The sequence below is a fragment of the Shimia ponticola genome, assembly GCF_007995215.1.
GTDB lineage: Bacteria > Pseudomonadota > Alphaproteobacteria > Rhodobacterales > Rhodobacteraceae > Shimia_B > Shimia_B ponticola.
The window spans coordinates 19,841-43,262 of record NZ_VCDK01000009.1 but is presented as its reverse complement, the minus strand read 5'-3'; the positions used below and the strand labels follow the sequence as shown (position 1 = coordinate 43,262).

Genomic DNA, 23,422 nt, shown 5'->3' with positions numbered 1-23,422 from the left:
ACAAGAATAGACAGATTGGGAGTCGCGCGCGTGACACAGCATGATCCGCATATGAATGCACCCACAAACAAACCAACACAGGCTGTCGTCATCGGGGCTGGCCTCGGTGGACTGGCCTCGGCGATGCGTCTGGGCGCCAAGGGTTATCAGGTCACGGTGATCGACCGTTTGGACGTGGTGGGCGGTCGTGGGTCGTCGATCACGCAGGACGGTCATCGGTTCGATCTTGGGCCGACCATCGTGACGGTACCGCAGGTCTATGAAAAACTCTGGGCCGAATGCGGGCGAGATTTTCACGCCGATGTCGATTTGCGCGCGCTGGACCCGTTCTATGAAATCCGCTGGACAGATGGGTCACAGTTCTTTGCGCGCCAAGATGACGATGCGATGGAGGCTGAGGTTGCCAAGTTCAATCCTGCTGATGTTCCGGGCTATCGCAAGTTCCTGAAGGACGCCGAGCGGCGCTATGTCGTCGGCTTCGAAGGCATGGTGGCCGAGCCTATGCACAGGCTGTGGGACACACTGAAGGTGCTGCCGACTTTTGGTCTGCTGCGCGCGGATCAGTCGATCCTGGGGCTGGCACGTCGGCGTGTGAAGGACGAGCGCCTGCGCATGGCTTTGTCGTTCCATCCGCTCTTCATTGGCGGTGATCCTATGCATGTGACGTCGATGTACGCGCTGGTCAGCCACTTGGAGAAAGAGTTTGGCGTGCATTACGCGATGGGTGGCGTGCAAGCGATTGCAGACGCGATGCAGCGCGTGATCGAGGATCAGGGTGGGCGAGTCCTTTTGGGCCGCGAAGTCGATGAAATCCTGACAAGCAAGAACGCGGTGCGCGGCGTGCAACTGGTGGACGGTGAAACGCTGCATGCGCCTATTGTGATTTCGAACGCGGATGCCGGGCATACCTATGACCGCCTGCTCAGGAACCGGACGAAACGGCGCTGGTATCCCGCAAAGCTGAACCGCAAGCGGTGGTCGATGAGCCTATTTGTTTGGTACTTCGGCACCAAGCATACGGCGGGAAAATGGGACGATGTGTGCCACCACACAATCCTGTCCGGTCCGCGCTATGAAGGGTTGCTGAAAGATATCTTTATTGATGGATGGTTGGCCGACGACATGTCGATTTATCTGCACCGTCCATCGGTGACAGACCCAAGCGTGGCCCCTGCGGGCGATGATACGTTCTATGCGCTCAGCCCCGTGCCGCATTTGGGCCATGACAACCCGGTGAATTGGAACAAGGTGGCCGGTGCCTACAAAGCCAAGATGGCCAAAGTGCTTGAGGATGTGATCCCCGGTTTTCAAGACAAGTTGTCGACCGAGGTTGTGTTTACGCCGGAAACCTTCCGTGACCGGTATTTGTCGCCCTTTGGGGCTGGGTTCAGCCTTGAACCTCGCATCCTGCAATCGGCTTGGTTCCGGCCTCATAATGTAAGCGAAGAGGTTCAGGGGCTGTTTCTGGCCGGTGCGGGGACGCATCCCGGGGCAGGGGTGCCGGGCGTGATTTCGTCGGCTGAGGTGCTGGCCAAGATGGTGCCGGATGCACCTGCGCCGCTAAGCGCGGCGACCCCAATTGAAATGAAGATGGCTGCGGAATGATCGATCCAAAAGACATGGAGCATTGCCGAGAGGCAATCCGGCATGGGTCCTATTCGTTCCATGCGGCGTCGCGGCTTTTGCCGTCTGATGTGCGGGACTCGGCGCTGGCGCTATATGCGTTTTGCCGCTGTGCGGATGATGCGGTGGATGAAGGCGACGACATGGTTGGCGCGGTTCTGACGCTGCAGGACCGGCTGGATTTGGTGTATCAGGGCAAACCTTTGAACACGCCGACCGACCGTGCCTTTGCCGCCATGGTCGAGATGCACGATATGCCGCGTGAATTGCCCGAGGCTTTGCTAGAGGGGTTTGCCTGGGACGCGCAGGCGCGGCGGTATGAAACGCTGTCTGGCGTGATCGACTATTCCGCGCGCGTGGCAAGTGCCGTTGGCGCGATGATGACGGTGCTGATGGGTGTGCGCGATCCCCATGCGCTGGCGCGCGCCTGCGATCTAGGTGTTGCGATGCAGCTGACCAACATTGCCCGTGACGTGGGCGAAGATGCCCGCGCACGGCGCATCTATCTGCCGCTGGAATGGTTCGACAACGTGGGTCTTTCGGTCGATGCGTTCTTTGCGGAGCCTTTGCCGACGCCGCAGATCCGGCGCATGGTCAAGCGCCTGCTGGCCGAGGCCGAGCGTTTGTATATCCGGTCCGAGGCCGGCATTCCCGCTCTGCCCCTCAAGGCGCGGCCAGGCATTTATGCGGCCCGGTTTGTCTATGCAGGGATCGGAGGCGAGGTTCGCCGGAATGGGCACGATTCCATCTCGATGCGGGCGACGACATCCAAAGGTCAAAAGGTCGGTTGGCTGGGTCAATCAATCCTGCGGTCGGGCGTTTCGATGATCATGCCACAGTCGGCTGTGCTTTTTGCCGCGCCGCTTCCAGAGGTCGCTTTCCTTGTGAATGCGGCTGCTGATCGGACGGGCGATTTGGGTTGGGGCCCGGGGCGGTTTGGGGCCGCGCTTGAGGCTGTTGCGCAGCTCCGTGCGCAAGAGACCGCCGTGCGCACGGTTGCGGAATAGGCAATCCGCACTACCTCAAAGGCTCACCGGATAGGAAGCCGTGATGGATTGGTCTGTCTTTGTCATTTACCTCGGCGCATGCTGTGCCGCCGCCGCGACGGGGAGTCTCTTTCCGCCGGATAAGTGGTATTTTGAAGAGCTGCGCAAACCGTCATGGACGCCTCCGCCTTGGCTATTTCCGCTGGCTTGGACCACGCTCTATATCGCATCGGCCTATGCGGCTGCCCTGGTGGCAGGGGTGCAGGGCACGGCGATGGCGACCGCCTTTTGGGCGCTTCAGATTGCGCTGAATACGCTGTGGTCGCCGGTGTTCTTTGGCCTGAAAAGGCTGGGCGCGGCGATGGTTGTTTTGTCGTTCTTGTGGCTGGCCGTGGTAGCCACGGCCTACGCGTTCTGGCTGGCGGTGCCTTTGGCGGGTTGGCTGTTTGTGCCGTATATCATCTGGGTCAGTTATGCCGGCGCGCTGAACTTCTGGATTTGGCGCAAGAACGAGGCCGTCCCTCAGGAAGCTTGAGACGAGGCCGTCGAAGGACTATATCTGGCTAGCCAGCTAGCTAGACAGGTGCGCCCATGTTGACCCTTCAGGATGCCAAAAACCGATTTAGTGCGGTGGTCGAGGCCGCGATCAACGGGACTCCGCAAAAGGTGTCGCGACGAGGGAAACCTGCTGTGGTGGTGATTTCTGTGGAGGAGTATGCGCGGCTGAAACAGGGAGAGGCGCAGCCCAAGCCCAGTTTCAAGGATCACTTGCGCGCAATGCCGGACGGGCCGGAAGACTTTGAGTTTGACCGGACGCCCGAGCCGCTGCGCGACATCGAATTTTGATGCTTCTTCTCGACACTAATGTCGTCTCGGCCATCCGGCGGCCGGGACGGTTCCCCGCAGTGGATGCCTGGTTTGAGGCGCAGCCCGAAGATTCGCTTTATCTGAGCTCATTGGTTGTGGGTGAAATTGAACGCGGAATTAGCAAGCAGCAGACGCTTAATCCCGATTTTGCGCGTGATTTGCGGCTGTGGTCTGATCGATTGTTTCACGCATTTTCGGATCGGATCTGGGGCTTTGAACGTGAAGATGCGGTGGTTTGGGGTCAGCTCATGAACCGTCTTGGCCATTCGACGCCGGATGTCATGCTGGCGGCTCAAGCCGTGTCTCGCGGGGCAACGATTGCCACGCGCAACGTGGCGCATTTTGAGCCAACCGGCGCGCGGGTCATCAACCCTTTTGAACCGGCCTAGAACTTCCAACCCGGTCTGCGGGGTACCCTGACAGCGAGCATCGGTTTCAGCAGAGGTGACCGGAAGCGGGTGAGGTCCAGTGCTTCGTGGACGCCGACCGTCTCTTCGCCTGCGAACTGCGTGCGGACCATCGACCGCGAATAGAATGGCGCATCGAGCATGTTTTGCACTTGATGCGGTTGAAAGCAGGCGTCAGCGCGGGTCTCGCGGGCGACCTGCCAGCCTGAGCGTTTGAATTTCTTGCGCGGGGGAGGGGTCTCCATCACCGTTGGATTGCCCATCGCGTCGAATTTCAGGCCGACACCAAGGTGCGAACCGTCGAGACGGTCGGCGTCATAGAAACACACGGAGCCGTCTTTGTGCGGATAGCGGCCCCACGTCCAATAGCTGAAATCCTGTTCCAGCGCTCGGGTGCCGAAGTTGGCGTCGAAATATCCGTGGCCTTCCCATTGCCAGCCTGCACCTTCCAGATCGACTTCGATATGGGACGTCGGTGCAAAGGGGCGCCAGATATGAGCGCCATCGTTGGAGAGTGGGAGTTCAACGCCCGTGATCGCTTTGGGTGTGACCCGAACCTGCCCGCGCACGCGGGAAATGAGGGGAGGGGAGGAGACCTCATTGATGTCGATGATCAGCTGGTCCCCTGTCCAGTGCATCCGGCTGGGGCCGACCTGAAAGGTATCACGCGATTGGCGCAGCGCGCTGGTGCCACGGTCCGTCATGGTGAACCGTCCGCCAGGGCCATAGGTGGCGACGTTGATGCAGACGTTGTTTTCTGGGTTCCGACGGCCGGACCACGCATACCATGGCGAAAACACCGACCCGATGAAGCCGATGATCGAAATCGCGCGGCCACCGCCGTCTTTTACGCCGTCGACATACCACCACGCATAACCGTTTGGCGGGACTGCGAGGTCGAAGTTCGGTCGCTCAGCATCGCCTCGACCGCGTGCCGGGCGGAGAGGGTGGCCATCGGGATGCCCGCCCCCGGATGGGTCCCGCCGCCCACGAGATACAACCCCGGAACCTTGGTGCGGGCCGTCGGGCGCTGAAACGCGGCCATCATCCCATGTGGGCTCTGCCCGTAGAGGGATCCGGTTGTCGCGGGAAACAGGCTGTTGAATCCCGCCGGTGTCGTGAGCGCGCGATCGGGAGGTGAGCTGTCGAAGGTCAAACCGAATTGGGCGAGGGTCCCGAAAGTCTGTTGCCGACATGTGTTGATCTCCTCTGCGGAAGGATGCGTTTTTGTGGTGGGTGCGCCGTTCATGATGATCTCGAACCGCTCGGTCGCGGGCGGTGTGCGCCCGGTGCCGCGATCCTCGGCGCAGATATAAAGGGTCGGGTCGTGGGGCTGTTGGCCCCCCGCTATCGGGCCGAACTCGGTCGTCGGGTCCTGTCCGAAAAACACGTTGTGGTGCGCAAGGTCCGGGCTGCGTGGGTTTGCGGCGAAGGACCAGACATAGGCCGATAGGCTGCGGGCTTCGAGCGGTTTGGCTGGCGTCGCCTGCTCGACCGAGGAGCCCAGTAATCCCGTTGTCAAAGCGCGCGGATCGCCGTTGAAGACAGCCTCAGCACAGGGGTGCCGCCCGTCGCCTGTATGGACGGCTGCGACCCGCCCGCTTTGGGTTTCGATCCGGGTGACATGGGTGTTCAGGATGAATTCAGCGCCGAGGTTTTGCGCCAACGCCTTCATCGAGAGGGCCAGCTTGTGCATGCCGCCGGTCACACGCCAGACGCCTGCGGCCTCTGCGTGGGAAATGAGCGACAGGATGGCGGGCGACTGAAACGGGTCGCCGCCTACATAGGTGGCGTAGCGTCCATAGAGCTGTCGCAGTCGCGGGTCGCGGAAGCTGCGCGCCAGTTTCTTGGACAGAGTAGAGAGCGGGGCCATCAGGGCGATCAATCCAGGTTCGCGCAAAACCCGCAGTGTCAGAGCCGATTGAGATGGCTTTGCCGTGTGCATCATCGGTGCTTCGAAGGCCTCATAGAGACGCTGTGCCTCGGCAGCGAAGCGGCGATAGTCAGCCTCTGCTGCGGCACCGCCCATTTGGCGGATCGACTGTGCGGAGGCTTCCCGATCTGCAAAAAGATCAAGCTCTGCGCCGTCGCGCCACCAGTGGCGGGCAAGCAGCGGTTCCTGTTCCAGTGCAACGTGATCTGTCAGCCGTTCGCCTGCGGCGGCGAAGACATCCTCAAAGACCGGACGCATGGTGAAGACGGTTGGGCCAGCATCCACGGGACCGGCTGTTGAGGGCAGCGTGCGCATCTTGCCGCCCACCTCTGATGCGCGATCAATAACGATGACCTTGCGGCCCGCCGCAGATAGTCGGACCGCCGCCGCCAGCCCGCCGATCCCTGCGCCGATGATGATGGTGGGGTCGTTTCTTTGCAACCACGCCTCCCTGCAAGATCCGTCAAATGGACCACGATCCATAGTTGACTCCGCCACCTAGAGTGTCCACTGTTATTTACAAGCATGGTGTCCAGTCTAGTTTACGGTCCGCAAACACCGAATTCCTGGGAAGGCGATTGACATGCAAGAACGGATTGAACGCGCGATCCGAAACGCCATTGCGGCGGGGCAGGGCGCGCGTGCTCCTAAACGACTGGCCTCTGCGTTGGATTATGCTGTGTCTCCGGGTGGGGCACGTATCAGGCCGACCATCCTGACGTCTGTCGCGATGGCCTGTGGCGATGACCGCCCCGAAGTGACGGATGCTGCCGCGGCTGCGCTTGAGCTGATTCATTGCGCGAGCCTTGTGCATGACGATCTGCCTTGCTTCGACGATGCGGATGTGCGGCGGGGCAAACCATCGGTCCACAAAGCCTATTCAGAACCGCTTGCTGTTTTGACGGGCGATAGCCTGATTGTTCTGGCCTTTGAAATTCTGGGCCGCGCTGCTGTCCATGACGCAGGGCGCGCGGCGCAACTGGTCGTATCGCTGGCGCAGCGCACAGGGAGCCCGAACGGCATCTGTGCCGGGCAGGGCTGGGAGAGCGAAGAGACGGTTGACCTTGAGGCCTATCATCAGGCCAAGACCGGCGCGCTTTTCATGGCGGCGACTCAAATGGGTGCGATTGCCTCGGGCCAAGACCCGGAGCCGTGGCAGGAGCTGGGCGACCGGATTGGTGAAAGCTTTCAGATTGCCGATGACTTGCGCGACGCACTTTATGACGAGGCGACCTTGGGCAAGCCGGCGGGTCAGGACGATCTGCACGGGCGACCAAATGCTGTCAGCACCTTGGGGCTGAAAGGGGCGATTGCGCGGCTCGATGATTGTCTCGCTGGGGCCATTGCGTCGATCCCGTCTTGTCCGGGTGAGGCCATGCTGGCCGAAATGGTGCGCAAATATGCGGAGCGTCTGACGCCTGTATATTCTGCTGCGCAGACGGCAGCCGAGTAAATGAACGCGGGCGTCAACCTGCCCAAGATGGCGGCGACCGACGGCGCCAGTCATGCGCAATCGCTTGGCCGGTTCGGCTGGGGTTTGCGCGGGTGGGTGCATCGCCTTGCCGCGTCACCAAGGTTCCAAAGCTGGGCGGCACGCACACCCGGCTTTGCGCGGGTTGCACGCAAAGAGGGGGAAGACCTCTTTGATCTGATCAGCGGCTTTGTGCAGACTCAGTCTCTGTTTGCGCTGGTCGAACTCGGCATCCTTCATCAACTGTCAGAAGGCACGCGCCGCGTCGAAGTGCTCCGCTGTGATCTACCGCAGGATCGGTTGATGATTTTGCTCAAGGCCGGTGCCGCGATTGGTGTGTTGCGCTTGTCTGGCGACTCGGTTGGCTTGACGCGCAAAGGGGCTGCATTGCTCGGGGTGCCTGGGCTTGTGCCGATGATCCGGCACCACGCGGTGTTTTACCGGGATATGGCTGATCCTGTCGCGCTGTTGCGCGGAGAGGCCGAAACCGAACTGGCGCGATTTTGGCCCTACGTGTTCGGAGCCGATGGTGCGGTCGATCCCGAGGTTACCCAGACTTATTCCGACCTGATGGCCGACAGTCAGGCGATGGTTGCCGAAGACACGCTGCGCGCCGTTGATCTATCTGATGCGCGCGAGGTTCTGGATATTGGCGGTGGCACCGGTGCCTTTCTGACAGCAGTTGGTCAGCGCCATGCGGACCCTGCCTTGCATCTTTTTGATCTGCCTGCCGTTGCGCCGGGGGCCGAGAGCCGGTTTCGCGCGGCAAACCTGTCAAACCGTGTGACGATCACGCCGGGATCATTCCGGGATGATCCGCTGCCGCAAGGCGCGGATGTCATCACGTTGATCCGGGTTCTCTATGACCATGCTGAAGATACCGTCGTGGCCCTGCTGCGCGCGGTGCATGATGCCCTGCCGGACGGTGGGCGGTTGGTTGTGTCCGAGCCGATGAGCGGAGGCAAGGTGCCGACACGTCCCGGTGATGTTTACTTCGCATTCTACACGCTGGCGATGCAGACCGGGCGCGCCCGCAGTGCAGCAGAGATTGCCGCGCTGATGGCAGATGCAGGTTTCACCAACATCAAAACGCCCAAGCCCAACAGGGCTTTCATCACATCGGTTGTGACCGGTGTCAGAGGAAACTGACAGATGTCACAGGAAAAATGTCCAATTAATTTGACAGCAGAGAGTGTCAGGCTAAACTGACACTCAAGGCGTATACACTCGTGGACTGAGTCTCTTGGGTCTGAGCGAAGCGCAAAAAAGACGAAACACAGCCGGGAACGATCTACCGTGACACAAACGACCGCAGTCCTCTTGCAAGCCCCCAAGACCCTTGGGCTTGAAACCGTTGCGCTGACCGCGCCCGGTGCCGAGGACGTGGTTGTCGACATTCATCACTCTGGGATTTCGACTGGCACCGAAAAGCTTTTCTACACGGGAGAGATGCCTCCGTTCCCAGGAATGGGGTATCCGTTGATCCCTGGCTATGAGGCGTCCGGCGAAGTTGTTGAAGCTGGCCCGCAGGCCACCGTGAAGGTTGGTGACACGGTCTTTGTGCCTGGTGCGAATTGCTATGACGGGGCCTTCGGTCTCTTTGGCGGCGCGACGCGCCGGCTGGTGTCGTCCTGTGATCGCCTTACACGTATTGATGCGGGCATGGGTGCCTCTGGCGCTTTGCTCGCCTTGGCCGCAACGGCGCGTCATGCGCTGGCCGGACCGCGAGCCGAATTGCCTGATCTGATTGTTGGCCACGGTGTGCTGGGTCGGTTGCTGGCGCGGTTAACGCTGGCGGCTGGTGGGCCTGCGCCCACTGTCTGGGAAATCGATGCGACGCGCGCCACTGGTGCCGAAGGGTACGAGGTGGTTCATCCCGATGCGGATGAACGCCGCGACTACACATCAATCTACGATGCTTCCGGCAATGGCGATCTGCTCGACAGTCTTGTGGGCCGGATCGCGAAAGGCGGCGAAGTTGTGCTGGCGGGTTTTTACACGAAGCCGCTGCAATTCGCGTTTCCGCCCGCGTTCATGAAAGAAGCGCGGTTCCGCATCGCTGCCGAATGGCAGGGTGACGATCTGACCGCGACCCGTGCGCTCGTCGAAAGCGGCGCATTACGACTAGACGATTTGATCACCCATCAGGCTTCCGCGCGTGACGCGGCCACGGCGTACGAGACCGCGTTCAGCGATCAGGCCTGCCTGAAGATGATCCTGAATTGGGAGCACGTCGCATGAAAGACGTACCAAACCTGAAAGATTTTGATCAGCGTCTGCGGGACGAGGCCAACGAAGATCTGGCTGACATCATCCCCGAAGAGGCGACGAAAAAGACCCAGATCATCGCGATCTACGGGAAGGGTGGGATCGGCAAATCCTTCACGCTGGCGAACCTCAGCCACATGATGGCCGAGCAGGGCAAGCGTGTGTTGCTGATCGGGTGTGATCCGAAATCGGACACCACGTCCTTGCTCTTTGGCGGCAAGGCCTGCCCGACGATCATCGAGACGTCGACCAAGAAGAAACTCGCCGGGGAAGAGGTCGCCATTGGCGACGTTTGCTTCAAGCGTGGCGGTGTCTACGCAATGGAACTTGGCGGACCAGAGGTGGGTCGCGGCTGTGGCGGTCGCGGGATCATCCATGGGTTTGAGCTTCTGGAAAAGCTTGGCTTCCACGATTGGGATTTCGACTACGTCCTGCTCGACTTCCTCGGCGACGTGGTGTGTGGCGGGTTCGGCCTGCCCATCGCGCGGGACATGGCGCAGAAGGTGATCCTTGTTGGATCGAATGACCTGCAGTCGCTTTATGTGGCTAACAACGTGTGTTCGGCGGTGGAGTATTTCCGCAAGCTGGGCGGGAACGTCGGCGTTGCGGGTCTGGTGATCAACAAGGATGACGGCTCGGGCGAGGCACAGGCCTTTGCCAAGGCTGTCGATATCCCCGTGCTCGCGTCGATCCCGCAGGATGACGACCTGCGCAAGAAATCCGCGAACTATCAGATTGTCGGCACGGCTGAATCTCAGTGGGGCGCGCTCTTTGCCGAACTGGGCATGAACGTGGCCGATGCGCCGCCGGTGCGCCCTGCGCCGCTGTCGCAAGACGGTCTGCTTGAGCTGTTTGATGGGTCTGAGACCGGAGCCGGGGTCGAGCTGGTCCCCGCCACGCAAGAAGACATGCGTGGCGCGAATGCCAAGCCGGTCGAGTCCCTTGAAGTGATCTACGACGAAGCCTGATTAATGGACCGCGAAGTCACATACGACACCGCCCAAGAGGTTGACGTGATCGAAGGCGAAGCACGGGACGAAACCGTCTCGAACGCGCCTGCATCCGCACCTGTGGACGGGATGGGCTGTCACGCCTCAGCCACGCAGATGGAGGCCGCCGCGCGGGCTTCTGGCAACGCCGAAGTGTTGGATCAGTTCGCCAAGGATTATCCGCAAGGTCCGCATGACAAACCACAGTCGATGTGCCCAGCCTTTGGATCACTGCGCGTGGGTCTGCGGATGCGCCGGGTGGCCACGGTTCTGAGCGGTTCGGCCTGCTGTGTGTATGGTCTGACCTTTGTATCCCACTTCTACGGCGCGCGCCGGTCGGTTGGGTATGTGCCGTTCAATTCCGAGACATTGGTCACTGGCAAGCTGTTCGAGGACATCCGCGAAAGCGTTTATGCAATGGCGGACCCCGAGAAATACGACGCTGTTGTGGTGACGAACCTGTGTGTTCCGACCGCCTCTGGTGTACCGCTCCGCCTCTTGCCTGATGAGATTAACGGCGTGCGCATTGTCGGCATCGACGTGCCGGGCTTTGGTGTTCCAACGCACGCCGAGGCCAAGGACGTTCTGGCTGGCGCGATGCTGAATTACGCGCGGGCCGAGATTGAAAACGGTCCGGTGCCTGCGCCAGTGGGTGGCAAAGATGACCGCCCGACAGTGACGCTTTTGGGTGAGATGTTCCCAGCCGATCCAATGATGATCGGCGGAATGCTGGCCCCGATGGGTCTGGCTGCTGGTCCTGTTGTGCCCTGCCGGGAATGGCGCGAGCTATATTCTGCGCTCGATTGCGGCGCGGTCGCGGCGATCCATCCGTTCTACACAGCCGCCATTCGTGAGTTCGAGGCCGCTGGTCGGCCCATCGTCGGATCGGCCCCGGTGGGCCATGACGGCACAGCCGATTGGCTGGCCAATATTGGTGACGCATTCAACGTGCCTGCGGCCCAGATTGCGGCGGCGCAAAACGCCTTCCTCCCGGCGATCAAGGGCGCCCTGCAAGGGTCCCGGATCAACGGGCGTGTGACGCTTTCAGGGTATGAGGGTTCCGAGTTGCTGGTCGCGCGGCTCTTGATCGAATCCGGGGCAGAGGTGCCTTACGTCGGCACAGCTTGTGCGAAGACGCCTTGGTCCGCCGCGGATGTGGCATGGCTGGAAGAGCGCGGCGTCAGCGTGAAGTTCCGCGCGTCATTGGAAGATGACTGCGCGGCCATGGAGGCCTTCCAGCCTGACCTGGCCATCGGCACGACACCTGTTGTGCAAAAGGCCAAGGAACTGGGTCTGCCCGGTCTTTATTACACCAACCTGATTTCCGCGCGGCCTCTGATGGGACCCGCCGGGGCAGGCAGCCTGCAGCAGGTCGTGAACGCGGCCATGGGCAACAAGGACCGGATGGATCACATGAAGGCGTTCTTTGAGGGCGTCGGCGAAGGGGATACCGCGGGTGTTTGGGAAGGTGATCCGAATGTCCGTGACGATTTCCGCGCGCAGAACCTAAAGAAACTGGAACGGCAGGCCAAGGCCGCCAAAGCGGCGGAGATGATCTGATGTTGATCCAAGATCACGACCGCGCTGGCGGATACTGGGGAGCGATCTACGCATTCTGCGCCGTCAAAGGCCTGCAATGTGTGATCGACGGACCCGTCGGATGTGAAAACCTCCCCGTGACATCCGTGTTGCATTACACCGATGGCTTGCCGCCACATGAGTTGCCAATCGTAGTGACCGGTTTGGGCGAAGAAGAACTGGGCCGCGACGGCACCGAAGGTGCGATGAAACGGGCATGGGACACACTTGATCCCGCGTTGCCTGCGGTCGTCGTGACCGGCTCTATCGCCGAAATGATCGGTGGTGGTGTGACACCGCAAGGCACCAATATTCAGCGGTTCCTGCCGCGCACGATTGACGAAGACCAATGGGAAGCCGCCGACCGGGCGATGACCTGGATCTTTACAGAATTTGGCATGACCAAGGGTCGTATGCCGCCCGAGAAGAAACGCGAGGAGGGCGCAAAGCCCCGCGTGAACATCCTTGGGCCGATGTACGGCACCTTCAACATGCCCAGCGACCTCGCTGAAATCCGCCGCCTGATCGAAGGCATCGGAGCAGAGGTCAATATGGTCATGCCTCTTGGCGCGCACGTCGCCGAGATGCGGAATTTGGTAAATGCGGATGTGAATATCTGCATGTACCGCGAGTTCGGGCGTGGGTTGGCAGAGCTTCTTGCGAAGCCCTATCTTCAGGCGCCCGTCGGGGTCGAGTCCACCACCAAGTTTTTGCGGACCCTTGGTGAACTCCTCGGACTTGACCCCGAACCTTTTATCGAACGCGAGAAGCACTCGACCATCAAACCGGTCTGGGATCTTTGGCGTTCGGTTACGCAGGATTTCTTTGCCACAGCGTCTTTCGGGATCGTTGCAAACGAAACCTATGCGCGTGGGGTTCGCAATTACCTTGAGAACGATCTCGGGTTTCCATGCGGATTTGCCGTGGCGCGCTGCCGCGGCAAGAAAACCGACAATGACGAAGTCCGCGCGCTGATGGCTGAGAAACGGCCGTTGGTGGTGATGGGCTCGATCAATGAAAAGATGTATCTGGCCGAGCTGAAGGCCGGACATGGGCCACAGCCTGCATTCATTCCGGCGTCGTTTCCTGGTGCTGCGATCCGCCGTGCAACTGGAACTCCCTTCATGGGATATGCGGGCGCGACTTACATCCTGCAAGAGGTGTGCAACGGGCTTTTTGATGCGCTGTTCCACATCCTGCCGCTGGCCACAGAGATGGACAGCGCAGAGGCAACGCCAACGACATTGCGCCGCGATTTCCCATGGGATGCCGATGCGCAGGCAGAGCTTGATGCCATCGTCGCGACCCACCCGATCCTGACGCGCATCTCTGCTGCCAAGCAGCTGCGCGACGCCGCCGAGAAAGCCGCGCTCGAAGATGGTGCGACCCGCGTGGTCGTCGAAACCATCCGCGCGCTTCGGCCTCAACAGACACAACAAAAGCCAGCCGACCAGGGCGCAGGCTCCAACAGCGAGACAGCGGGTACTCCCCGCGAAACCGAGGAGGAATCCGCATGACGGATCTCACCACAGACGCACCGATGATCGAGACGGCTGACGCCTCGACGATCGACAAGGTGCGCAAGGCGACCCCGCCGCGTCGGGAATACTACGCCTATTTCACGATCATTTTCCTGGCCGCGTTGCCCCTGTCATTCCTGACATGGGCGCTGGCGGCTGGTCGGCAGATGGCGATCCCTGAAAAGGGTCCGATCGCCCGGGCCTGGAGCCAGGCCCGCATCATCACGCCGATGATCTTTTCGGCCTAGGCCGAAACAAACAACGGGTTTCGGGGCCTCAATCCCCGGCATCCACAAACGGTGGCAGTTGGTCCGCCTGCCGTCTCGGCCTTGCCTGGGGGCCTTTGATCCCAGGCATTGAAGCGCCTGTTCCCGAAAGGGGCAGGTACCTGAAGGGTGTGAGGCCCGGAGGGAACCCAGCCGCGGGGTGCGCGGCGTCAGTCAACCGGAGGAATTCCAATGGCTGATAAAGCTGACCTGTCATTCACGGGTCTCACAGACGAGCAAGCGCAAGAGCTGCACTCGGTTTACATGAGCGGTCTCACGGTCTTCACGATCGTGGCTGTTGTCGCTCACGTACTGACGTACATCAAACTGCCTTGGTTCGCCTGGTAAGAGGAGCAGAAAATTATGGCACAGTTCTACAAGATCTGGCTGGTTTTCGACCCACGTCGCGTTTTCGTGGCGCAGGGCGTCTTCCTGTTCCTGCTGGCAGCAATGATTCACCTCGTTCTGCTCAGCAATCCTGACACCAACTGGTTCACTCTCGCCTTCTCGGGCGAATAACCAGCGTGTTCAAACACGCGGTGGGCAGGGGGTCTGCCTGCCCACCGCATTCCTTGAAACGGTCGCCCCAAGCCTGAGGTCCGCAAGCCTTCGGGACGCCACAAAGCGGAGAGTTTGGAAGCATGGCGTTGCTTAGCTTCGAAAGAAAATATCGCGTCCGCGGAGGGACGATCGTCGGTGGCGATCTCTTCGACTTTTGGGTCGGTCCCTACTACGTGGGCTTCTTTGGGGTCACGACGATTTTTTTCGCCGCCCTTGGTACACTGCTGATTTTTGTCAGCACGGCACAATCCGGCGTGTTCAACCCATGGCTGATTTCGATCGAGCCACCGGCGCTTGAATACGGGTTGGGTGCCGCGCCTTTGAAAGAAGGCGGGTATTGGCAAATCATCACCATCTGCGCGATCGGGGCCTTCGTGTCCTGGATGATGCGAGAGATTGAGATCTGCCGCAAACTTGGCATGGGATATCACGTCCCGTTTGCCTTTGGGGTCGCAATCCTCGCCTATGTAACGCTGGTCGTCATTCGTCCTGTTCTGATGGGCGCGTGGGGTCACGGTTTCCCATATGGGATCTGGTCGCACCTGAACTGGGTGAACAACGTGGGGTATGCCTATGGCAACTTCCACTACAACCCGGCCCACATGGTCGCGATCACGTTCTTCTTTACCACCACACTGGCCCTTGCGCTGCACGGCGCGCTGGTTCTGTCGGCGGCCAACCCTGTGAAGGGCACCGAGTCAAAGACGCCGGATCACGAAGACACGTTCTTCCGTGATTTCATCGGCTACTCGGTTGGCACGCTGGGCATTCACCGCCTGGGTCTGTTCCTCGCGTTGAACGCGGGCATCTGGTCGGCGATCTGTATCGTCATCAGCGGCACGGTCTGGTTCGACCAGTGGATTGTCTGGTGGGATTGGTATCTCGAACTGCCCTGGTGGGCGGATCTGTAAGGAGGGATATGACATGGCATATACCAACATCTTCACAGCTGAGAACCAGTACATGGTCACTCAGGTCCAGGTCCGCGGTGAACCCGAATGGGGCATGGATAACGAAAACAACCTGATCGAAGAGCGCGCGGGTCGCCCCGGCTTCTCGACGCTGCTGGGTTACTTTGGCAACGCACAGATCGGTCCGATTTACCTCGGTGGTCTGGGTGTGGTGTCCATCGCCTGTGGCTTTGCGTGGTTCTTCATCGTCGGCATGAACTATTGGGCGCAGGTGGACTATTCGCCGGCTCTGTTCTTCCGCGAGTTGTTCTACCTGTCGCTGGAGCCGCCAGCGCCGGAATACGGTCTGGGCTTTGCCCCGCTGAATGAGGGCGGATGGTGGCTGATTTCCAGTTTCTTCCTGCTTGTGTCCGTCATGACATGGTTCGCCCGGTCATGGGTGCTGGCAGACCAACTGGGCATGGGCAAGCACGTTTGCTACGCCTTTGCGTCCGCGATCTGGTTGTTCCTTGTTCTGGGTCTGATCCGTCCGATCCTGATGGGATCATGGAGTGAGGCTGTGCCTTATGGCATCTTCTCGCACCTCGACTGGACGAACCTGTTCTCGATCACTTACGGGAACCTGTTCTATAACCCGTTCCACGCGCTTTCGATCGTGTTCCTTTATGGCTCGGCCCTGCTCTTTGCGATGCACGGCGCGACCATCATGGCGGTGTCCCGTTTCGGCGGCGACCGCGAGCTGGAGCAGATCTATGACCGGGGTACGGCGACGGAACGTGCGGCTCTCTTCTGGCGCTGGACCATGGGCTTTAACGCCACCATGGAAGGTATCCACCGCTGGGCTTGGTGGTTTGCGGTTCTCACCACGCTAACTGGTGGCATCGGCATCCTGATCACCGGCACGGTTGTCGACAACTGGTTCGCCTGGGCTGTCGAGCGCGGCTACGGCTTTGAAACCTACTAAGGAGCGCAAGTGATGGCTGACGAAAACAACAACATGCTTGGAATGTCCGACACGCAGCGACTGCGCATGGATATTCTGGGTCTGATGCTGAAAGGCGCCTCATATGCAGCGCTGCTGGTGATCGGAGCTTGGCTCTTTGTCTATGTCTTCGTGATCATCGGTTGGTTCCTGCCAGAGGACAGCAAGTTTGCACCCGATCCGACCCCGCTGGGGTCCGTGATCGAGTTGGTCGACACCAAGACCTATGCCTAAGGCTTTGTCCGGGCCGCGCGTGATGCACGGCCCGGGCGTTTCGGTTTGGTCCGGATTTCCGGGCTGATCCCTCGGGGTTCTGACACCCCGGTTCCCTTCCTGTTGGCTACAGGAGACTGCGCCGCGGAGGGTCTTCCCCTCTCGCGGCGTTTTTTTCGGGCCGCCGATCAAGGTGTCGCAGCACCTGTAAATGATCCGCCTGATCGCCACCCATTGGACTACGAGGAGGACACGTCCATGACCCGCCCCCATACCCCGCTCTTGGATCGTGTGACGGTTCCCGCTGACCTGAAACAACTGACTGATCAGGAGCTGACACAAGTCGCAGATGAGTTGCGGCAAGAGGTGATTTCAGCCGTGTCAGAGACGGGCGGACACCTTGGGTCATCGCTGGGCGTGGTCGAATTGAGCGTGGCAATCCACGCGGTGTTCAACACACCACATGACAAACTGGTCTGGGACGTGGGCCATCAATGCTATCCGCACAAGATCCTGACCGGCCGACGTGACCGCATCCGCACCCTGCGCCAGGAAGGTGGTCTGAGCGGTTTCACGAAACGCGCTGAATCGCGGTTCGACCCTTTTGGCGCGGCGCATTCATCTACGTCAATCTCAGCCGCGCTTGGGTTTGCAACGGGCCGTGATCTGGGCATGGATACTGGCGACGCCATTGCCGTGATTGGCGATGGATCCATCAGCGCAGGCATGGCCTATGAGGCGATGAACAACGCGGGGTCCGAAGGCCGCCGCCTGATCGTGATCCTAAACGATAATGAGATGTCGATTGCGCCGCCGGTGGGGGCGATGTCGAAATACCTGTCAGGGCTTTATTCCAGTAATCCGGGGCAGGCGATTGCCACCATGGCCGAAGGGTTCGAGGCGGCATTGCCCGGTCCCATGCGCGACCATGCCCGCCGTGCGCGACAGCTTGTGACCGGGATGGCCGGTGGTCAAAGCACGCTCTTTGAAGAACTGGGCTTCCAATACATTGGCCCGGTGGACGGCCATGACATTCCGCAGCTGTTGCAAGTACTGCGCACCGTGCGCACCCGTGCAGATGGCCCGGTCTTGATCCACGCTTGTACGGTCAAGGGCAAGGGATATGCCCCGGCAGAGGCGTCGAACGATTGCTATCACGGAGTTGCGAAATTCGATCCGAAAACAGGCGAACAAAAGAAATCCAAGCCCAATGCGCCGAGCTACACATCTGTCTTTGGCAAAGCGCTACTGGCCGAGGCAGAAGCGGACAGCCGGGTTGTCGGCATCACGGCGGCGATGCCGTCAGGGACTGGTCTGAACATCCTGGCCGATGCGATGCCCAAACGGGTCTTTGACGTTGGCATCGCGGAACAGCACGCGGTGACCTTCGCGGCCGGTCTGGCTGCAACTGGGATCAAACCCTTTTGCGCGATTTACTCCAGTTTCTTGCAGCGCGGCTATGATCAGGTGGTCCACGATGTGGCACTCCAGAACCTGCCGGTGCGCTTTGCTATCGACAGAGCAGGGCTTGTCGGAGCGGATGGTCCGACCCATGCCGGTGCTTTTGACGTGGCCTATCTTGCCAATCTTCCGAACATGGTTGTGATGGCCGCATCGGACGAAGCCGAACTGGTCCACATGGTTCACACGGCTGCGGCCTATGATGATGGTCCCTGTGCGTTCCGCTATCCGCGCGGAGAAGGGGTGGGGATCGATCTGCCAGAGGTACCGGAGGTGCTTGAGATTGGCAAAGGGCGGGTCCTGCAGGAGGGGAGCGACGTTTGCTTGCTGTCCTTTGGTGCGCATCTGTCAGAATGCTACCTCGCAGCAGAGCAGTTGGCTGAGCGTGGCGTGTCGGTGACGATCGCCGACGCCCGATTTGCGAAACCCTTGGACAAGCCATTGCTTCATCAACTGGCCCGCCATCACAAGGCAATGATCACGGTCGAACAGGGGTCACAGGGTGGCTTTGGCGCGATGGTGTTGCACGAGCTGGCGAATGCAGGCGTCTTTGACAAAGGCTTTGCGTTCCGGACCATGACTCTGCCGGACCGCTTTATCGATCAGGCCAGCCCCGCTGCGATGTACGCAGATGCGGGACTGACCGCGACTGATATCAGTGCGACGGCGCTTCAGGCCATTGGACAGACCCAAGACCTGACGCCCGCGCGCTAGGCCGCGACCGCATTCAGACGGGCCAGCACGTTTCCACGATTGATGCCCCAGATCCGGTCATCGGGCGCATGTCCGAAGGCCGCTTCGTAGACCTCAAGCAGGTTGAGCAGGCGATCGACGGTTTCCTCGGTCGTCATCGAAGGCGGATTGGGGCGGTGCTGGACGTAGAAGCCACACATGTTTTCGCAGAAAGCGAAATACTCTGGCGAATAGAGCAGGAAGCAATGCCAGAACCGGTCCACAGGTCCCGACATCCCGATGCGGAAATCGCCATCTTTGGCAACATGGTCCACTGCGCCGCGGACAGCCATGAAACGCACGGTTTCCTCGGCCCGTTCACGGGCGGTTTTCAGATCAATGCCATCCTCTTTGGCGTGAGCGTTGATGATTTCAGGGTCAATCGACGTCCACAGGCCTGTGTTGCCGGCCGAGTCCGTCAGCGGCACGCGAGAGATATACTGCTGCACAAGAAGTGCCGCTGCAGCCTTTTCCGATTCACTTACACGGGCGTTTCTTACGGGAAGCGGCTGAAGATCGAGCATATGTTTGGTCCTCATCTTTAAAGGGTGATGAGCAAACAATGCCGGATTCCCATTGCCGTCGCTGTGCGGGCGAAAACAGACAAATTAAAAGAAATGTGTATAGGCCACGCGACTCAGGTTCCGACTCGGTCTTTGGCGTGCGCGCTGTTTAAGGCATAAGAGACACAGACACCTTCGCGCAAATGAAAATGTCTGTTTTGCAGGGGCTTAGGCCCTAGGCTTTTGCCATGGCGCCGAAAATACGATCAGAATACTCGGCCAGATAAATTCGAAGCCAAGGTGTGAATTTTTCCGGATGGCGCAAAGTTTCTGCTTTCAGATCGTACAAATCCACCCATCGCGTCGCCATTACCTCGGACGGGTTCGGTTCAATCCTGAGTTGCGACGTCGCAGTTGCCAAGTAAATCTCAACCAATTCGTGCTCGATCAGCCCATTACCAACGTCTGCGCGGTATTCAATCTGATCGCGATGCGAGGGATAGAGGCCGGTGATTCCCAATTCCTCTTTCAACCTGCGGGTGGCACAAATTGCGGGGTCTTCGTCCCAGTGGGGATGGGTGCAGCAGGTGTTCGCCCACTGACCCGGCGTGTGGTATTTGGACAGTGCGCGCTGTTGAAGAAGCACCCGTCTGCCATCCATCACAAAGACGCTTATCGCCTTGTGACGCAAGCCACGTTGATGCACTTCGAGCTTCTCAACGGGTGTCAGCTTTCCATCTACCCAGGCGGGGATCATGTCCATCAGGTGTACTCCGGTCGCACGATCCCTGTCAGATGTGCGAGATTCTTAATGCCAATCTTAATGTGCGCCAGTGGCCGCGCGGCCACGAGCTTCTTGTTCATATACGCCTCAAAGGTGAGTCGCTGCACGTCGACATCATGACACAGCGACACAAAGCGCTCGCGGCGCTCATCGCTTCGGTAATAGGCATCCTGCATGGCACCGAGCACTTTGAAGACATTCTTGTGCTCTTTCATAAACAGCTTACGGGCGAGTTTCAGGTCAGACGCGTTGGCGGTCGCAAGCGCCTTTTCGGCAGCCAAACCCGCGACGCGGCCACCCATCATGGCGTAATAGATACCTTCGCCTGAGGATGGCGCGACCACGCCTGCCGCGTCACCAGCCAACACCACATCGCGGCCATTGTCCCAGCGATCCAGTGGCTTCAGCGGGATAGGTGCGCCTTCCTTGCGGATGGTCTCGCAGTCTTCCAATCCGCTGGATTTGCGCAGGTCGGCGGTCGCCTTTTTCAGATCGATCCCGTCGATGCCGGTGCCCATGCCAACGGATGCCGATGATCCGTGCGGGAAGACCCAGCCATAGAAATCGGGGCTAATCTGGCCATCATAAATGACGTCGCAGCGTTCGGGGTCGTAGGATCCGATCTTGCCCGGCGCTTTGATGATTTCGTGATAGGCGATGACATAAGGGATGGTGTCGCCGCCGGGCACCTCTGCGCGGGCCACGTCCGAACGCGCGCCGTCGGCCCCGATGATCAGCTTGGTCGGCAGGCTGCGTTCCTCGCGCGTGGCCTTGTCGCGGTACACGATGCGGGTCTGGTCGCCGCGCTCGATGCGCAGGAAGGTGCCGGTAAAGCGGTCTGCGCCCGCCTCGGCGGCGCGGACGCGCAGGTATTCGTCAAAATGCTCGCGGTCGACCATGCCGACATAGCCGTTCTCGATCGGGATATCGACCTGACGCGCTGTGGGCGAAATCATGCGGGCGGTGTTGATCTTGGCCACGATCTGACTGTCGGGAATGTTGAAATCCGAAATCAGGCGCGGCGGGACAGCACCACCGCAGGGTTTGATGCGTCCGGCGCGATCCAGCATCGCCACACGTTTTCCTGCGCGCGCAAGGTCTTCTGCTGCTGTGGCACCGGATGGGCCACCACCGACGACAACAACGTCATACTGGGTCATTTCATTCTCCTGCAACGAGGGAGGCGGACCGGTCCGGCGCGCCCATAACTTTGACCGCCATCAAGGCAGCGGCGACAAAAAGGAAAGCTTCGAGGATAAAGACGACCCCGAACGCCTGCGGGTCACTCAGCGGGCCGCGTGCGAGGTCGACAGCGGCTGCCCCCAAGAGACCGCCAAATCCGGCGGCAATGGCCTGCGCGGCACCCCATAGACCCATGCGTGTGCCTTCGCGCCGGTCGCGGCCTTGGCCAGCAAGGGCCATCATCGAGCCAATGGCTGCGACGGCGAACATGCCGTTAAAGAACCCAAGCGAAACCACGGCGGGGACAAGCGGCAGCGTCTCTGCCGTCGTCCCCATAACTGTGATTATGGTAAGCGAAGCAGCAGACCCAAGGCACCCGGCAATCACCCAATTGCGCAAGCTGCCCCATTTCAGGCCAGTCGCAGCAATACCAACAGTAAGCATCCCGACAAAGACACCGCCATTCTGCGCACCGCTGAGCGCAGTGGACTGACCGGGCGTGAAATCAAAGACGAGACCAGCGAATGGCTCAAGGATCAGTTCCTGCATGAAGTACGCCGTCATCGACAGGAACACGAAAATGGTAAAGCGCCGCGCCTTGGGTTCGGCCCAGACTTCGGCCAAGGCCTTCATAAACGGGGCGCTGTCAGGCTCGGCGCGGGCCTGCAATCCTCGCTCAAGCCGGAACACAGCCAAAACCGTCAGAACAACGGCCGCACCGCAAACGACCATCACAACATTCAACAGACGTGCGGGCGAATACGGGTCGAGGAAGCTGCCTGCGATCCCTGCTGTCATTGCGATACCAAAGATCATCATGAGCCACGTGATCGTAGCCGCCGCAGCTCGCCGACGTTCGACGGTGGTGGTCGCGAGCAACGCCAGCAGCGAGGTGCCTGATGCGCCGACGCCAAGCCCGATCAGGGCATAGGCTACGATCGAAATCGCCAAACCGGCGGCAAAGGAGGATTCCAACAGGACAACGCCAAATGCCGCGCCCAAGCCGCCCGTGGCGAGCACCAGCATGCCGCCGATGATCCATGGCGTGCGGTTGCCCAAGGCGTCAGAGCGAAAACCCCAGGATGGGCGCGTAATCTGAATCCCGTAGTGCAGCGCGACCAGCAGACCGGGCAGCACCGCAGGCAGCGCTAGTTCGACCACCATAAGCCGGTTCAGTGTCGACGTGGTCAACACAACCACCGCGCCAAGGGCCATCTGCACAAGGCCAAGCCGCATGATGCCGAACCAGGACAGGGTCATAGCGGAAGCCCCCGGATCGCAATCGCGGCGGTCATCATGCCGGCGACATAGGCACCAACACCCGGCCCGTTATACCAAGGTGCCTTGCCCTTGGGATCACGCAGCATGACCGACATCGCCCAGAACTGAACGGCAAGAAAACCGCAAATCACGAAAGCATGGATCGGACGCCCCCACTCGAACAGCAGAGCGATCACGACCACCTGAGCCGCGGCCATGATCAGGCAGGCAATCTGCGCCGCAGCCGCTGGGCCCAGTGTGACTGGCAGGGAATTCACGCCCATTTTTCGGTCGCCTTCGAGCGCCTTGAAATCGTTCAGGGTCATGATGCCATGCGCGCCCAATCCATAGAGGATCGCGACAATGACGACTTCGGCGCGTGGCGCGCCCGCGCTGAGCACGGCGGCTCCTGTGAACCACGGCAGGCTTTCATAACTCAGCCCGACAAGGCCGGGTCCCCACCAACCAGATCGTTTCAAACGGATCGGTTCAACCGAATAGGCCCATGCGGCCAAGACGCCCAGCACCGTCGCGCCAAAGCCCCAAGGGCCAAGCAGCGCCCCGACAGCCAACGACAGCGCCGACATGGCCAGCGCAATCCAAAGGCCCCATCGCCCGGGAATCCGGCCAGAGGGGATCGGTCGATCCGGTTCGTTAATTGCATCGACATGCCGGTCGCACCAGTCATTGGCAGCCTGGCTCATGCCGCAGACGATTGGCCCCGCCAAAAGAATGCCAACCACGACAAGCCACCATGACCCGGAAGGCGAAACACCCGACGACACGACGCCACAGACATAGGCCCACATTGGGGGAAACCAGGTAATCGGTTTGATCAGCTGAAGCGCTGCCGCAGGTTCTGGAAATCGCCGGAAGTGTAAACTTGTGCTGACAGTCATGATGTAACGTAGTCCGAACGCGCCGA

General features: G+C 60.2%; 25 protein-coding genes. 18 read left to right on the top strand and 7 right to left on the bottom strand.

From position 1 onward, the window contains the following. Positions 1 to 51 precede the first annotated feature (51 nt). From FE702_RS17735 to FE702_RS17715, 5 genes are read left to right on the top strand one after another with little or no spacing between them, the layout of a single operon-like run. The gene (locus tag FE702_RS17735; protein WP_147127695.1) at positions 52 to 1,605 is read left to right on the top strand and encodes a phytoene desaturase; all 1,554 of its coding nucleotides are present in this window, start codon (positions 52 to 54) and stop codon (positions 1,603 to 1,605) included. Continuing rightward, positions 1,602 to 2,630 (top strand): 15-cis-phytoene synthase, encoded by a 1,029-nt coding sequence (gene crtB / locus FE702_RS17730; protein WP_147127679.1) that lies wholly within the window; start codon positions 1,602 to 1,604, stop codon positions 2,628 to 2,630. Before FE702_RS17735 ends, crtB begins: the two co-directional genes overlap by 4 nt. Before the next feature lie 43 nt (positions 2,631 to 2,673). Next, on the top strand, positions 2,674 to 3,144 hold the full coding sequence (gene tspO / locus FE702_RS17725) for a tryptophan-rich sensory protein TspO (RefSeq protein WP_147127678.1): 471 nt from the start codon (positions 2,674 to 2,676) through the stop codon (positions 3,142 to 3,144). Between the two features lie 56 nt (positions 3,145 to 3,200). Then, positions 3,201 to 3,455, top strand: a complete 255-nt coding sequence (locus tag FE702_RS17720; RefSeq protein ID WP_147127677.1) for a type II toxin-antitoxin system Phd/YefM family antitoxin — start codon at positions 3,201 to 3,203, stop codon at positions 3,453 to 3,455. Continuing rightward, entirely contained in the window at positions 3,455 to 3,865 is a 411-nt protein-coding gene (locus FE702_RS17715; protein ID WP_147127676.1) for a type II toxin-antitoxin system VapC family toxin, read from the top strand. The genes FE702_RS17720 and FE702_RS17715 overlap by 1 nt, the downstream gene beginning before the upstream one ends. Here the strand turns inward: FE702_RS17715 and crtC are convergent. After that, positions 3,862 to 4,704: a carotenoid 1,2-hydratase gene (gene crtC, locus FE702_RS17710; protein WP_147127694.1), complete on the bottom strand. Its 843-nt coding sequence runs from the start codon at positions 4,702 to 4,704 to the stop codon at positions 3,862 to 3,864. The two genes, FE702_RS17715 and crtC, sit on opposite strands and share 4 nt — an antisense overlap. Before the next feature lie 26 nt (positions 4,705 to 4,730). Further along, the gene (crtD, locus tag FE702_RS17705) at positions 4,731 to 6,257 is read right to left on the bottom strand and encodes a 1-hydroxycarotenoid 3,4-desaturase CrtD (protein ID WP_255449727.1); all 1,527 of its coding nucleotides are present in this window, start codon (positions 6,255 to 6,257) and stop codon (positions 4,731 to 4,733) included. A gap of 142 nt (positions 6,258 to 6,399) precedes the next feature. Here crtD and FE702_RS17700 point away from each other — a divergent pair, with 142 nt between their 5' ends. The 13 genes from FE702_RS17700 to dxs all read left to right on the top strand — a co-directional run bounded on the left by FE702_RS17700 (position 6,400) and on the right by dxs (position 18,750). After that, positions 6,400 to 7,269: a polyprenyl synthetase family protein gene (locus FE702_RS17700; RefSeq protein ID WP_147127674.1), complete on the top strand. Its 870-nt coding sequence runs from the start codon at positions 6,400 to 6,402 to the stop codon at positions 7,267 to 7,269. A gap of 27 nt (positions 7,270 to 7,296) precedes the next feature. Further along, positions 7,297 to 8,436 (top strand): methyltransferase, encoded by a 1,140-nt coding sequence (locus FE702_RS17695; protein ID WP_147127693.1) that lies wholly within the window; start codon positions 7,297 to 7,299, stop codon positions 8,434 to 8,436. 147 nt (positions 8,437 to 8,583) lie between these two features. Further along, on the top strand, positions 8,584 to 9,528 hold the full coding sequence (gene bchC / locus FE702_RS17690; RefSeq protein ID WP_147127673.1) for a chlorophyll synthesis pathway protein BchC: 945 nt from the start codon (positions 8,584 to 8,586) through the stop codon (positions 9,526 to 9,528). Further along, entirely contained in the window at positions 9,525 to 10,523 is a 999-nt protein-coding gene (locus FE702_RS17685) for a chlorophyllide a reductase iron protein subunit X (protein WP_147127672.1), read from the top strand. The genes bchC and FE702_RS17685 overlap by 4 nt, the downstream gene beginning before the upstream one ends. A gap of 3 nt (positions 10,524 to 10,526) precedes the next feature. Continuing rightward, positions 10,527 to 12,104, top strand: coding sequence for a chlorophyllide a reductase subunit Y (gene bchY / locus FE702_RS17680; RefSeq protein ID WP_147127671.1), 1,578 nt, complete (start codon positions 10,527 to 10,529; stop codon positions 12,102 to 12,104). Then, positions 12,104 to 13,639, top strand: coding sequence for a chlorophyllide a reductase subunit Z (gene bchZ, locus FE702_RS17675; protein WP_147127670.1), 1,536 nt, complete (start codon positions 12,104 to 12,106; stop codon positions 13,637 to 13,639). Before bchY ends, bchZ begins: the two co-directional genes overlap by 1 nt. Continuing rightward, positions 13,636 to 13,890 carry a cytochrome PufQ gene (gene pufQ / locus FE702_RS17670; RefSeq protein WP_147127669.1) on the top strand — a complete coding sequence of 85 codons (255 nt, stop codon included), beginning with the start codon at positions 13,636 to 13,638 and terminating at the stop codon, positions 13,888 to 13,890. Before bchZ ends, pufQ begins: the two co-directional genes overlap by 4 nt. A gap of 210 nt (positions 13,891 to 14,100) precedes the next feature. Further along, complete coding sequence (gene pufB, locus FE702_RS17665) at positions 14,101 to 14,256, top strand: light-harvesting antenna LH1, beta subunit (RefSeq protein ID WP_147127668.1); 156 nt, start codon at positions 14,101 to 14,103, stop codon at positions 14,254 to 14,256. Positions 14,257 to 14,271: 15 nt separating this feature from the next. Beyond that, a complete protein-coding gene (gene pufA, locus FE702_RS17660; protein ID WP_147127667.1) occupies positions 14,272 to 14,427 on the top strand; it encodes a light-harvesting antenna LH1, alpha subunit in 156 nt (51 codons plus the stop codon). Between the two features lie 122 nt (positions 14,428 to 14,549). Then, positions 14,550 to 15,380: a photosynthetic reaction center subunit L gene (gene pufL, locus FE702_RS17655; protein WP_147127666.1), complete on the top strand. Its 831-nt coding sequence runs from the start codon at positions 14,550 to 14,552 to the stop codon at positions 15,378 to 15,380. Positions 15,381 to 15,393: 13 nt separating this feature from the next. Beyond that, the gene (gene pufM, locus FE702_RS17650; protein WP_147127665.1) at positions 15,394 to 16,344 is read left to right on the top strand and encodes a photosynthetic reaction center subunit M; all 951 of its coding nucleotides are present in this window, start codon (positions 15,394 to 15,396) and stop codon (positions 16,342 to 16,344) included. 12 nt (positions 16,345 to 16,356) lie between these two features. Further along, positions 16,357 to 16,596 carry an RC-LH1 core complex protein PufX gene (pufX, locus tag FE702_RS17645; RefSeq protein ID WP_147127664.1) on the top strand — a complete coding sequence of 80 codons (240 nt, stop codon included), beginning with the start codon at positions 16,357 to 16,359 and terminating at the stop codon, positions 16,594 to 16,596. Positions 16,597 to 16,833: 237 nt separating this feature from the next. After that, the gene (gene dxs, locus FE702_RS17640) at positions 16,834 to 18,750 is read left to right on the top strand and encodes a 1-deoxy-D-xylulose-5-phosphate synthase (protein WP_147127663.1); all 1,917 of its coding nucleotides are present in this window, start codon (positions 16,834 to 16,836) and stop codon (positions 18,748 to 18,750) included. Here the strand turns inward: dxs and FE702_RS17635 are convergent. The 5 genes from FE702_RS17635 to chlG all read right to left on the bottom strand — a co-directional run bounded on the left by FE702_RS17635 (position 18,747) and on the right by chlG (position 23,396). Further along, positions 18,747 to 19,292, bottom strand: coding sequence for a glycine-rich domain-containing protein (locus FE702_RS17635; protein ID WP_147127662.1), 546 nt, complete (start codon positions 19,290 to 19,292; stop codon positions 18,747 to 18,749). The two genes, dxs and FE702_RS17635, sit on opposite strands and share 4 nt — an antisense overlap. Before the next feature lie 214 nt (positions 19,293 to 19,506). Beyond that, positions 19,507 to 20,037, bottom strand: a complete 531-nt coding sequence (idi, locus tag FE702_RS17630; protein WP_147127661.1) for an isopentenyl-diphosphate Delta-isomerase — start codon at positions 20,035 to 20,037, stop codon at positions 19,507 to 19,509. Next, positions 20,034 to 21,215, bottom strand: coding sequence for a geranylgeranyl diphosphate reductase (locus FE702_RS17625; protein WP_147127660.1), 1,182 nt, complete (start codon positions 21,213 to 21,215; stop codon positions 20,034 to 20,036). Before FE702_RS17625 ends, idi begins: the two co-directional genes overlap by 4 nt. 1 nt (position 21,216) lies before the next feature. Beyond that, positions 21,217 to 22,497 (bottom strand): BCD family MFS transporter, encoded by a 1,281-nt coding sequence (locus FE702_RS17620; protein ID WP_147127659.1) that lies wholly within the window; start codon positions 22,495 to 22,497, stop codon positions 21,217 to 21,219. Continuing rightward, a complete protein-coding gene (chlG, locus tag FE702_RS17615; protein ID WP_147127658.1) occupies positions 22,494 to 23,396 on the bottom strand; it encodes a chlorophyll synthase ChlG in 903 nt (300 codons plus the stop codon). The genes FE702_RS17620 and chlG overlap by 4 nt, the downstream gene beginning before the upstream one ends. Positions 23,397 to 23,422 lie beyond the last annotated feature (26 nt).